Origin of the sequence: Enterobacter cloacae complex sp. 418I7 (assembly GCF_050030705.1) — a bacterium.
Classification (GTDB): domain Bacteria; phylum Pseudomonadota; class Gammaproteobacteria; order Enterobacterales; family Enterobacteriaceae; genus Enterobacter; species Enterobacter intestinihominis.
In genome coordinates this window covers 816009-827993 of sequence record NZ_JBLGUU010000001.1, presented here as the reverse complement: position 1 = coordinate 827993, position 11985 = coordinate 816009, and the positions used below count along the sequence as shown (strand labels likewise).

Genomic DNA, 11985 nt, shown 5'->3' with positions numbered 1-11985 from the left:
TCTGATGAAAAAGGTGAATGATAACGTAAACGAGAATTATTATTATGACCGCAGAATAATATGCGAAACGCTGACGGCATAGCAAGCGATATGCGGCCCTACAAGAATTGAGGGTTTAAGAAATAATCAACGGAAAACGGGTCGTTAATAAGGATTGAAAACAGGGTTAAGGAAATGAGTTGCTGAGGTGAAAAAACACCCCCTTCCAGGGAAGGGGGTGTCATAAGGGCTAGTTGCCGCCGAACATATCCTTGATCCAGCCGGCGACGCCGTCGCTGTCTTTCTTCTCGTTCTGCTGCTGCGGCTGTTGCTGCTGCGGCTGCTGAGGCTGAGAAGACTGATCGAACGGGTTACCTGTCGGTTCTTCTGGCTGGCTTTGCTGGCACAGCGCATCCGGGTTGGTCGTCCAGACCGGCAGCGTACGCACGCCACCGCCGCAAATGAAGTTACCCGAGCTGTCCACGCCCATATCGACGATATCTTCCGGGGCAACGAGGTTCAGCGGCACCGGAGACTGATTGGCCAGATAACGCTGGTAAATCGACATCGCGCCGCTCGCACCATACAGTTTGGTCGGCTGGTTGTTATCGCGGCCCACCCAGGTGATCACTACTTCACGGCCATCAATACCGGCGAACCAGGTATCGACGTTGTTGTTGGTAGTCCCGGTTTTACCCGCCAGATGCAGACCAGGATACTTCGCCCCCAGCTGACGCCCGGTACCGCGCTGGACCACCTGCTGCATGGTCCACAGCGTCATATAGGCCGCCTGCGCCGGAACAGCGCGCTCAGCCTGCGGGAAGCTCTGATACAGCACGGAGCCATCTTCGGCAATCACCGAACGCAGGGCGGAAAGCGGCGCTCGGTTACCACCGCTGGCGATGGTCTGGAACGCCTGGGCCACTTCGATTGGCGTCAGGTTAAGCGCCCCCAGGATCATCGCTGGCACAGGGTGCAGCTGATCTTTCGGTACGCCCAGCTTCTGCCAGGTGTCGGTGATGGCGGGGAGGCCCAGCGCCATGCCGAGGTTAACAGTCGGCACGTTCATCGAGCGGGTTAACGCATCCACCAGCATCACCTGGCCGCTGAACTGCTTATCATCGTTCTGCGGAGACCACACCTGGCCGTTAGGCTGGCGCAGGGAGATTGGCGCATCGGCAATCCAGGTGTTCAGTCGATAGAGATTCGGCTGGCTCAGCGCGGTCAGATAGGTCGCCGGTTTTGCCAGTGAACCAATCGAACGACGCGCCTGCATCGCGCGGTTATAGCCCGCATACTGCGGCTCGGCGCCGCCCACCATGGCGCGAACTTCGCCGGTGTTGCGATCAACTACCACCATCGCGGTTTCCAGATCGCTCAGCTTACGCTGCTTCTTCAGAACCGGAATACCTTCAACCGCCGCTTTTTCTGCCGCATCCTGCGCCACGGAGTCAAAGGTGGTGAAGATCTTCACCCCGGAGAGATCTTTCACTTTATCTCCGAGCTTAGACTGCAACTCCTGACGTACCATCTGCATAAAGGCAGGCTGCGGAGAGATCACCCCACCGCGCGGCTGAACGCCCAGCGGACGCGCGCTCAGCATGTCGTACAGCTCCTGGTCAATCACCTGCTGTTGTTGCAGCAGACGCAGCACCAGGTTACGACGCTCCAGCGCCAGTTTCGGGTTACGCCACGGGTTGTAGATCGACGCGCCTTTTACCATGCCCACCAGCAGCGCCTGCTGGTCAAGGCTAAGCTCTTCTACCGGACGGCCAAAGTAGTACAGGCTCGCCAGCGGGAAGCCGCGGATCTCGTTATCGCCGCTCTGACCGAGGTACACCTCGTTCATGTACAGCTCAAGAATACGATCCTTGCTGTAGCGCGCATCCATCAGCACGGCCATGTACGCTTCGTTGGCTTTACGCCAGTAAGAGCGCTCGCTGGAGAGGAACAGGTTTTTCACCAGCTGCTGGGTCAGGGTACTCGCCCCCTGCACCGTACGCCCCGCGGTCAGGTTAGCCAGTACCGCACGACCAATGGAGTAGAGGCTAATCCCGTCGTGCTCGTAGAAGTGGCGGTCTTCGGTTGCCAGCAGGGTATCCACCAGCAGATCCGGGAAGCCGTTACGCGCCACGAACAGGCGCTGTTCGCCGTTTGCGGACGACAGCATGGTGATGAGACGTGGATCGAGACGGAAGAAACCGAACTGGCGATCGTTATCCATGTTCTCAATGGTTTCCAGGCGATCGCCGTCAAAGGTCAGACGCGCGCGCACCTGCCCTTCTTTACTGTCCGGGAAGTCGAACGGACGGCGGATCATCTCAATGCTTTTCGCCTGGACGGTAAATTCACCCGGACGGGTCATTTTCGTGACCTGACGATACTGCGTGGCTTGCAGCAGCTTCACCATCTCATTCTTGCTGATGGACATGTCCGGCTCAAGGTTCACCATGCGGCCGTACACTGCCGCAGGCAATTGCCAGACTTTCCCGTCAATACGGCTGCGGATCTTCTGATCCAGATAAACGCCGTAAATCGCGATCAGAACAACAAAAACAATAAACAGCTTCAGCAGCAGCCAGAACCAGCCGCGCTTACCACGAGGCTTACGCCCTTTGCCTTTCCCTTTACGCGGCATCGGTTCTTCATCCTCATAATCGTCTTCATAGTCATCGTCATACTCCTCATCTCTGAGGCGACGACGGCTTACCTTTTCTTTCGCCGGACGCGTCGGCTTTCCCTTACGTCCTATTGGCTCGCGGTCATTCCCCGCCATGCTTTTTCTCCGCAACATTCAGGCGCAAAGGCCAGATTTTCTTATCTTGCACAGGTCAGTGAAAGAAGAAATCTCTCAAAATAAACAGCAAGACTTTCCTGACAGGAAAGTCTTTAGTGTTTTCTCCCTCTCCCTGTGGGAGAGGGCCGGGGTGAGGGCATCAGGCCGCACTTTCCCTTTCAGGCCGCACTCCCCCATTACGAATATTTCTTCGTGCGCCGTGTCGGCGCGGTATTCGCCGGATCGTCCGGCCAGACGTGTTTGGGATATCGCCCCTTCATCTCTTTCTGCACTTCACGATAGCTCCCCGCCCAGAACGCACCCAGATCGCGGGTGATCTGCAAGGGACGATGCGCAGGCGAAAGCAGCTCAAGCACTAACGGCACGCGCCCTTCAGCGATGGACGGCGTGGTGGCCTCACCAAACATCTCCTGCATCCGAACCGCCAGCGCTGGCGGATTATCCTCATGATAACGAATGGCAATCCGACTCCCGGTTGGCACAGTGTAATGCCCAGGCAGTTCACTATCCAGACGTTGACGTAACGACCAGTCCAGTAAATTCTGTAACGCTGCCTTAACATCAAGCGCCTTAAGGGCGCGCAGGGAGTGTACGCCGCTCATCTGCGGCAACAACCACTGTTCAAGCGTCGCGAGCAGCGTCTCATCATCCACCGCTGGCCACCCCTGTTCCGGTAGCCACTTCGCGGCGCAGTGCAGACGTATACGATATTGTTCAGCCTCAGGCGTCCAGTTCAATACGCTCAGCCCTTTTTCCCGAATGCCGTTCAGCATCGCCTGGTGTAACTCTTCCTCCGACGGCTTAGCCAGCGGTTTTGTCCCGAGCGTCAGTTTGCCAATCTGGCTACGACGGAACGCCTTCAGCGTGCCCTGGGCATCATCCCATTCGACGATGTCAGATTGCTGAAGCAGCTGCGGGCAGGCACGCGTCAGGGCGTCAATATCTACGGCAACCGCCTGCAAGATGCGCGCATCCGGGGAGTGACTGCCCTGGAGTAAGAGCGGCGCGATCAGCCATTCATGACGCGTCAGAGCATCATCGCTGTCAAGCATCGCGCCCATCCCATTTGCCAGTTGATAACGACCATCAAGCCCGCGACGGCGCGCGATTCTGTCCGGGAAGGCCTGGGCCAGAAGAGGGATAACTTTATCGCTGTCAGGCGATCCTCCCCGGCTCTTCAGACGGTGACACAACTGCTGCGCGCGCTGTTGCCAGTTTCCCTGCTGGCGTGAAAAGGCCTGTCCCAGATCGCTGCTGCCACCGCGCGGCGGCTCCTCAAGAATAGCCGCCAGTTTTGCCGCCGTGGCAATTTCATCGTCGCCTTGTGCTGCCACCAGCATCGCTGCCAGACGCGGATCGTTGCCCAGCGCCGCCATTTTCTGGCCGCGCGCCGTCAGTCGCTCGCCTTCCAGCGCGCCAAGCTGGGTCAGCAGGCTGCGCGCGGCGGAAAGGTTCACAACAGGCGGAGGATTAAGCCAGGTGAGCTGGTCAGGGTCCGGGCAGCCCCACTGCATCAGATCCATTACCAGCCCGGAGAGATCGCTTTGTAAAATCTCAGGCGTACTCTGCAATGCCGCACGCTCCGCCTGCTCGGCGCTGGTTAAATGCAGGCAAATACCCGGCTCAAGACGCCCAGCTCGGCCTGCGCGCTGCACCATTGAGGCCTGGCTGATGCGCTGCGTCAGTAGCCTGGTCAGCCCGGTACGCGGATCAAAACTGGCCACCCTCTCCTGCGTACTGTCCACCACCAGGCGAATGCCTTCGATGGTCAAACTGGTTTCGGCGATATTGGTCGCCAGTACCACTTTGCGCTGCCCCGCCGGTGCGGGAAGGATCGCCTTGCGCTGGTCAGCCAAATGCAGCGCGCCGTAGAGCGGGCACAGCATAACGTCACTGCTCACCCGGGATGCCAGCTGCTCCTGTACGCGCTGGATTTCGCCTACGCCGGATAAAAACAGCAGCAGCGAGCCGGGTTCCTGACGGAGCAATTCGGCGGTGGCGATGGCAACGGCTTCGTCAAAACGCTGATGGGCAGGCAGCGGCTGATAGCGGCGCTCGACCGGGAACGCACGCCCTTCAGAGGAGATCATCGGCGCGTCAGGGAGCGTCTGCCGGAGCCGCTCGTTATCCAGCGTCGCCGACATAATCAGCAGCCGAAGGTCGTCGCGCAGCCCCTGCTGAACGTCGAGCAGCAGCGCAAGGGCCAGATCGGCCTGGAGGCTGCGCTCGTGAAATTCATCAAGGATCACCAGCCCGACGCCGCTCAGCTCCGGATCGTTTTGCAGCATACGGGTAAGAATGCCTTCAGTTACCACCTCCAGCCGCGTAGACGGGCCAATGCAGGTTTCGGCGCGCATCCGGTACCCTACCGTCTCGCCCGGTTTTTCATTCAGCAGTTCCGCCAGGCGCTGCGCCACATTGCGCGCCGCCAGCCTGCGCGGTTCCAGCAGGATAATTTTCCCGCTGATGCTCCCCTCGCGCAGAATTTGCAGGGGCAGCCAGGTGGATTTACCCGCTCCGGTGGGCGCGCTGAGCAAAACCTGTGGCGCATGTTCTAAGGCTGCGAGAAGCTCAGGAAGGACGACGGCGACGGGCAAAGAGGACACTTACGGCTCCAGAGGGTTAACATTAATCGGCGTACATTGTAGCATCGGCGCATATCATTACCGAGTCTTGCGCATGTCTGAGTCAAAACGGCTATTCTTCGCCATTGAATTACCCACCACGCTTCAACGGCAAATTGTTCGCTGGCGCGCCAGCCACTTCCCCGCGAAAGCGGGCCGCCCTGTCGTCGCCGCCAATATGCACCTGACGTTAGCTTTTCTTGGCGAAGTGAGCGCAGAAAAGCAGCGCGCGTTAAGCGCAATGGCCGGACGCATTTCTCAGCCGGGTTTTACGCTGCATCTTGACGATGCCGGGCAATGGCTACGCTCTCGGGTGGTCTGGCTGGGGACGCGGCACCCCCCTCGCGGACTGCTCCAGCTCGCAAATATGCTGCGGGCACAGGCCGCGCGCAGCGGCTGTTATCAGAGCCCGCAGCCGTTTCATCCCCACATTACCCTGCTGCGCGATGCGGGTCAGGCTGTTGCCATCCCGCCACCGGGCTTCCACTGGTCCTTTCAGGTGAATGAATTTGCGCTGTACGAATCTGTCTTTGTACAAGGACGCACCCGCTACACTCCGCTCCAGCGCTGGTCGCTGGGCGACACGTTAAGGAATCCTGATGAAGTTTAGCCCTGCACTCCAGTCCGCCACGCTGATCCAGCGTTACAAACGCTTTCTCGCTGACGTGATCACGCCTGAGGGCGAAACGCTCACGCTGCATTGTCCTAACACCGGCGCCATGACCGGTTGCGCCACGCCGGGTGACACGGCCTGGTATTCCACATCAGAAAATACTAAACGCAAATATCCTCATACCTGGGAAATGACCGAGACGCAAAGCGGGGCATTTATTTGCGTTAATACCCTGCGCGCAAATCAGCTGGTTAAGGAAGCCCTGACAAATGGAATCCTTCCTGAACTGGTGGGTTACGCCACGCAAAAAAGCGAAGTGAAATATGGCGATGAAGGCAGCAGAATTGATTTTATGTTACAGGCGGAAGACCGCCCTGAGTGCTATATTGAAGTGAAATCAGTGACGTTAGCGGAAGAGGAAAACGGCTTCTTTCCGGATGCGGTAACGCTACGTGGCCAGAAGCATCTGCGGGAGCTAATGAGTGTAGCGGCGGCGGGCAAGCGCGCCGTGTTGCTGTTTGCGGTTCTGCATTCAGCCATTGAACGGTTTTCCCCGGCCCGTCATATTGATCCTAAATACGCGCAATTGTTGAATGAGGCACAAAAGCAGGGGGTAGAGATTTTCGCTTATAAAGCGGAACTTTCTGCCGATAATATGACTCTGAGATCCTCTCTTCCCATTGTCTTATAAGGGATTAGACGATTGACTAATAAGTGTTCTGGCCGCGTGCGCAAATACGCTTTTCCTCACAGGGTTGTCAAGTGTTACGTTTAGATAATTGCCATACGGAAAAGCATCTGCTATTTATAGCGACCTGATTTTTCCCCCAACACGGGGATCGATAGTGCGTGTTAAGGAGAAGCAACATGCAAGAAGGGCAAAACCGTAAAACATCGTCCCTGAGTATTCTCGCCATCGCTGGGGTGGAGCCGTATCAAGAGAAGCCGGGCGAAGAGTATATGAACGAAGCCCAGCTGTCGCACTTCAAGCGTATTCTTGAAGCATGGCGTAATCAACTCAGGGATGAAGTCGATCGCACCGTTACACATATGCAGGATGAAGCTGCTAACTTCCCGGATCCGGTCGACCGTGCCGCTCAGGAAGAAGAGTTCAGCCTCGAACTGCGTAACCGTGACCGCGAGCGCAAACTGATCAAAAAGATCGAGAAAACGCTGAAAAAGGTCGAGGACGAAGATTTTGGCTACTGCGAATCCTGCGGTGTTGAAATCGGTATTCGTCGTCTGGAAGCGCGTCCAACAGCCGATCTGTGCATCGACTGTAAAACGCTGGCAGAAATCCGCGAAAAACAGATGGCTGGCTAACGCCTTCCCTCTCACTACTCTGCTAAGGCGGGAGTTTCTCCCGCCTTGTTACCGTTGATATGTCTGAATCTCACTATACTGGGCGCTTTGCGCCATCTCCCTCCGGTGAATTACACTTCGGCTCATTAATTGCCGCGCTCGGCAGCTACCTACAGGCTCGCGCCCGTCAGGGTAAATGGCTGGTTCGCATTGAAGATATCGATCCTCCGCGTGAAGTTCCCGGTGCGGCAGAAACTATTCTGCGTCAGCTGGAACATTACGGTCTTCACTGGGACGGCGACGTACTCTGGCAGTCTCAACGCCATGATGCCTACCGTGAACGTCTGGCGTGGCTTGCTGAACAGGGCCTTTCCTATAACTGCACCTGCACGCGTGCGCGAATTCAGAGCGTGGGTGGCGTTTACGACGGCCACTGCCGTACGCGGCACAACGGCCCTGAGAATGCCGCCGTACGGCTGATACAGCGCGCTCCGGTGACGCAGTTTACCGATGTCCTCTCAGGAACCATTCAGGCGGATGATCGTCTGGCGCGTGAAGATTTTATTATTCACCGTCGCGATGGCTTGTTTGCCTATAACCTGGCGGTGGTTGTCGATGACCATTTCCAGGGCGTCACGGAAATCGTGCGTGGGGCGGATTTGGTTGAGCCTACCGTGCGGCAAATATCGCTTTACCAGCAGTTTGGCTGGACGGTGCCGGATTACATCCATCTGCCGCTGGCGGTCAATGAACAGGGGAGTAAGCTGTCAAAACAGAATCATGCCCCGGCGCTGCCTGACGGCGATCCGCGCCCGGTATTGATCGACGCGCTGCGATTTCTCAACCAGAATGTAACGCAGGAATGGCAGGATCTGAGTCTGGATGAATTGCTGAAAACGGCCATTGCTGACTGGACGCTTATGGCCGTGCCAAAAATCCAGCATTCTCAAATGCGTTGCGCTGAGCTATGATTAGCCGCTTTTTTGATAACAAAACACACTACGAGGTGTACTATTTTTACCCGAGTCGCTAATTTTTGCCGTAAAGTGCTGAGCCGCGAAGAGAGCATGGCGAATGATGCTATTGCACAGCCACACATGTCGGTCATTCCGCGTGAGCAGCACAATATTTCCCGCAAAGATATCAGTGAAAATGCCCTCAAGGTGCTCTATCGTCTGAATAAAGCAGGCTACGAGGCCTATCTCGTCGGCGGCGGGGTGCGCGATTTACTGCTGGGCAAAAAACCAAAAGATTTCGACGTGACGACCAGCGCCACGCCTGAACAGGTGCGTAAATTATTCCGCAACTGCCGTCTGGTTGGCCGCCGTTTCCGTCTGGCGCACGTGATGTTTGGGCCGGAAATTATTGAAGTGGCGACCTTCCGCGGTCACCACGAAGCGGGCATCAACGATCGCACAACTTCCCAGCGCGGCCAAAACGGCATGCTGCTGCGCGACAACATCTTTGGCTCTATTGAAGAAGATGCTCAGCGTCGCGATTTCACCATCAACAGCCTTTACTACAGCGTGGCGGATTTTACCGTGCGCGATTACGTCGGCGGTATGCAGGATCTGAAAGACGGCCTGATTCGCCTGATCGGCACGCCGGAAACGCGCTATCGCGAAGATCCGGTCCGAATGCTGCGCGCCGTGCGTTTCGCCGCCAAGCTAAACATGCGTATCAGCCCGGAAACCGCAGAGCCGATCCCGCGCCTGGCGACGCTGATTAACGACGTCCCCCCTGCCCGTCTGTTTGAGGAGTCGTTAAAGCTGCTCCAGGCAGGCTACGGGTTTGAAACCTACAATTTGCTGCGTGAATACAACCTGTTCCAGCCGCTGTTCCCGACCATTACCCGCTACTTCACCGAAAACGGTGACAGCGCAATGGAGCGGATGATTGCACAGGTGCTGAAGAACACGGATACCCGTATTCATAACGATATGCGCGTGAATCCGGCGTTCCTGTTCGCGGCCATGTTCTGGTATCCGCTGCTGGAAACGGCGCAGCGCATTACCCAGGAGAGCGGCCTCGCCTATTATGATGCGTTCGCGCTGGCGGCAAACGACGTGCTGGACGAAGGCTGTCGCACGCTGGCGATCCCGAAACGTATTACCACGCTGGTGCGTGATATCTGGCAGCTTCAGCTGCGTATGTCCCGCCGTCAGGGTAAACGTGCCTGGAAACTGATGGAGCATCCTAAGTTCCGCGCCGCGTTCGATTTGCTCTCTCTGCGTGCTGAAGTCGAAAGAAACCAGGAGCTACAGCGCCTGGCGCAGTGGTGGGGAGAATTTCAGGTCTCTGCACCACCGGAGCAAAAAGATATGCTCACGGATCTGGATGACGAGCCGGCACCGCGCCGTCGTCACCGTCGCCCGCGCAAGCGCGCGCCGCGTCGTGAAGGCACAGCATGACCCTTGCGTATATTGCCATCGGCAGCAATCTGGCCTCTCCGCTTGAGCAGGTTAACGCTGCCGTTCAAGCGCTGGGGGAGATCCCGCAAAGCCGTATCGTGGCGGTCTCCTCCTTTTACCGTACGCCCCCGCTCGGCCCGCAGGATCAGCCTGATTATCTGAACGCCGCCGTGGTGCTGGAAACAGCCCTTGACGCAGAAACGCTGCTGGATAATACCCAGCGTATTGAGCTACAGCAGGGTCGCGTACGTAAAGCCGAACGCTGGGGACCGCGCGCACTCGACCTCGATATTATGCTTTTCGGCCACAAGGTGATTAACACCGAGCGCCTCACCGTTCCGCACTATGACATGAAAAACCGTGCGTTTATGCTCTGGCCGCTGTTTGAAGTCGCCCCCGATCTCACCTTCCCTGACGGCACCTCGCTGAACGCCGTTCTGCAAAGCCTCAACGCGGAAAAACCGGTCCGCTGGTAATCCCGTGTCACCCCCGATTAGCCATGTGTTAAATATGGTTAATCGATTGCCTAAAATCATTGTTCCCTCGAATGTTACTGTTAGAATGCGCAAAGATCCGCTTTTGGGCCATCAGGAAACAGTATGAAACCAACTACCATCTCCTTATTGCAGAAATGCAAACAGGAAAAGAAACGCTTCGCCACTATCACCGCGTATGACTACAGCTTCGCAAAACTGTTTGCCGAAGAAGGGATCAACGTCATGCTGGTCGGAGACTCGTTAGGGATGACGGTACAAGGACATGATTCCACTCTGCCGGTCACGGTCGAGGATATTGCTTACCATACCCGCGCCGTGCGCCGGGGTGCGCCCGCCTGCCTGCTACTTTCCGATCTGCCGTTTATGGCGTATGCCACCCCGGAACAGGCCTTTGAAAATGCGGCAACTGTGATGCGCGCCGGCGCCAATATGGTCAAAATCGAAGGCGGCGACTGGCTGGTCGATACGGTGAAAATGCTCACCGAACGGGCCGTGCCAGTTTGCGGGCACTTAGGGCTGACGCCGCAGTCCGTTAATATCTTTGGCGGTTATAAAGTTCAGGGGCGTGGCGATGCGGCGCAGACGCTGTTTGATGATGCCCTGGCGCTGGAAGCCGCTGGAGCACAGCTGCTGGTGCTGGAGTGTGTGCCGGTTGAGCTGGCTAAGCGTATCACTGAGGCGCTGTCGATTCCGGTGATCGGCATCGGTGCGGGCAACGTCACCGATGGCCAGATTCTGGTCATGCACGACGCCTTCGGGATCACCGGCGGTCACATTCCAAAATTTGCTAAAAATTTCCTGACAGAAGCAGGCGACATGCGTGCTGCTGTGCGGCAGTATATTGCCGAGGTTGAGTCCGGCGTGTATCCGGGCGAAGAACACAGTTTCCATTAAGGAGTCCAGGTGTGCTAATCATAGAAACTCTGCCGCTGCTGCGCCAGCATATCCGCCGTGCACGTCAGGAAGGTAAACGTATCGCCCTCGTCCCGACCATGGGCAATCTGCACGACGGCCATATGAAGCTGGTCGATGAAGCGAGAGCCCGTGCAGATATCGTGGTAGTCAGTATCTTCGTTAACCCGATGCAGTTCGATCGCGAAGACGATCTGGCGCGCTATCCACGTACCTTGCAGGAAGATTGCGAGAAGCTCAAAAAACGTCATGCGGATATCGTCTTCGCACCGGCCCCCGCAGATGTTTATCCTCAGGGTACCACTGAAGCGACCTACGTTGACGTACCGGGTATTTCGACCATGCTGGAGGGTGCCAGCCGTCCGGGCCATTTCCGCGGCGTTTCCACCATCGTCAGCAAGCTGTTTAACCTGGTGCAGCCGGACATCGCCTGCTTTGGCGAGAAAGATTTCCAGCAGCTGGCGCTGATCCGCAAAATGGTTGCCGATATGGGCTACGACATAGAGATTGTCGGCGTGCCGATTGTACGTGCGAAAGATGGCCTGGCGCTTAGCTCCCGTAACGGCTATCTGACTGCGGAACAGCGTAAAATTGCGCCAGGCTTAAGCAAAGTCATGAATACCATGGCAGAGCAACTGCTGGCAAAAGAATTAACCGCAGAAGAAATCATCGCTCTGGCTGAACAGGCGCTGAACGAGAAAGGTCTTCGTGCTGACGACGTTCAAATTCGGGATGCCGATACGCTTCTGGAACTCTCAGATACCAGCAAACGTGCGGTAATTCTGGTGGCGGCTTGGCTCGGCCAGGCCCGCCTTATCGACAACAAAGTGGTTGAACTGGCGTAGTTTTA

10 protein-coding genes are annotated in these 11985 nt (G+C 56.9%); 8 read left to right on the top strand and 2 right to left on the bottom strand.

Features of this window, described 5'->3' with window-relative positions; all coding sequences use genetic code 11:
* Positions 1-229 precede the first annotated feature (229 nt).
* Together mrcB and hrpB are read right to left on the bottom strand one after the other, a co-directional pair.
* Positions 230-2755 (bottom strand): bifunctional glycosyl transferase/transpeptidase, encoded by a 2526-nt coding sequence (mrcB, locus tag ACQG0S_RS03925; RefSeq protein ID WP_058645852.1) that lies wholly within the window; start codon positions 2753-2755, stop codon positions 230-232.
* 197 nt (positions 2756-2952) lie between these two features.
* Positions 2953-5382, bottom strand: coding sequence for an ATP-dependent helicase HrpB (gene hrpB / locus ACQG0S_RS03920; RefSeq protein ID WP_217073545.1), 2430 nt, complete (start codon positions 5380-5382; stop codon positions 2953-2955).
* A 73-nt stretch (positions 5383-5455) separates the two neighbouring features.
* Here hrpB and thpR point away from each other — a divergent pair, with 73 nt between their 5' ends.
* The 8 genes from thpR to panC all read left to right on the top strand — a co-directional run bounded on the left by thpR (position 5456) and on the right by panC (position 11980).
* The gene (thpR, locus tag ACQG0S_RS03915) at positions 5456-6010 is read left to right on the top strand and encodes an RNA 2',3'-cyclic phosphodiesterase (RefSeq protein WP_169440962.1); all 555 of its coding nucleotides are present in this window, start codon (positions 5456-5458) and stop codon (positions 6008-6010) included.
* Positions 6000-6704 (top strand): DNA/RNA nuclease SfsA, encoded by a 705-nt coding sequence (gene sfsA / locus ACQG0S_RS03910; RefSeq protein ID WP_169440960.1) that lies wholly within the window; start codon positions 6000-6002, stop codon positions 6702-6704. The genes thpR and sfsA overlap by 11 nt, the downstream gene beginning before the upstream one ends.
* Positions 6705-6880: 176 nt before the next feature.
* Positions 6881-7336 carry an RNA polymerase-binding protein DksA gene (dksA, locus tag ACQG0S_RS03905; RefSeq protein ID WP_001155232.1) on the top strand — a complete coding sequence of 152 codons (456 nt, stop codon included), beginning with the start codon at positions 6881-6883 and terminating at the stop codon, positions 7334-7336.
* Between the two features lie 59 nt (positions 7337-7395).
* A complete protein-coding gene (gluQRS, locus tag ACQG0S_RS03900; protein WP_426750038.1) occupies positions 7396-8286 on the top strand; it encodes a tRNA glutamyl-Q(34) synthetase GluQRS in 891 nt (296 codons plus the stop codon).
* A 42-nt stretch (positions 8287-8328) separates the two neighbouring features.
* Entirely contained in the window at positions 8329-9726 is a 1398-nt protein-coding gene (gene pcnB, locus ACQG0S_RS03895) for a polynucleotide adenylyltransferase PcnB (protein ID WP_071892880.1), read from the top strand.
* Positions 9723-10202 (top strand): 2-amino-4-hydroxy-6-hydroxymethyldihydropteridine diphosphokinase, encoded by a 480-nt coding sequence (gene folK / locus ACQG0S_RS03890; protein WP_155025548.1) that lies wholly within the window; start codon positions 9723-9725, stop codon positions 10200-10202. Before pcnB ends, folK begins: the two co-directional genes overlap by 4 nt.
* A 123-nt stretch (positions 10203-10325) precedes the next feature.
* Positions 10326-11117, top strand: coding sequence for a 3-methyl-2-oxobutanoate hydroxymethyltransferase (panB, locus tag ACQG0S_RS03885; protein ID WP_022647086.1), 792 nt, complete (start codon positions 10326-10328; stop codon positions 11115-11117).
* A gap of 11 nt (positions 11118-11128) precedes the next feature.
* Positions 11129-11980, top strand: coding sequence for a pantoate--beta-alanine ligase (gene panC, locus ACQG0S_RS03880; RefSeq protein ID WP_022647085.1), 852 nt, complete (start codon positions 11129-11131; stop codon positions 11978-11980).
* Positions 11981-11985: the final 5 nt, after the last annotated feature.

Excerpts from the sequence above, each read along its gene's own strand:
- mrcB (WP_058645852.1), bottom strand. The coding sequence starts at position 2,755 with ATGGCGGGGAATGACCGCGAGCCAATAGGACGTAAGGGAAAGCCGACG.
- thpR (WP_169440962.1), top strand. The coding sequence starts at position 5,456 with ATGTCTGAGTCAAAACGGCTATTCTTCGCCATTGAATTACCCACCACG.
- sfsA (WP_169440960.1), top strand. The coding sequence starts at position 6,000 with ATGAAGTTTAGCCCTGCACTCCAGTCCGCCACGCTGATCCAGCGTTAC.
- dksA (WP_001155232.1), top strand. The coding sequence starts at position 6,881 with ATGCAAGAAGGGCAAAACCGTAAAACATCGTCCCTGAGTATTCTCGCC.
- gluQRS (WP_426750038.1), top strand. The coding sequence starts at position 7,396 with ATGTCTGAATCTCACTATACTGGGCGCTTTGCGCCATCTCCCTCCGGT.
- folK (WP_155025548.1), top strand. The coding sequence starts at position 9,723 with ATGACCCTTGCGTATATTGCCATCGGCAGCAATCTGGCCTCTCCGCTT.
- panB (WP_022647086.1), top strand. The coding sequence starts at position 10,326 with ATGAAACCAACTACCATCTCCTTATTGCAGAAATGCAAACAGGAAAAG.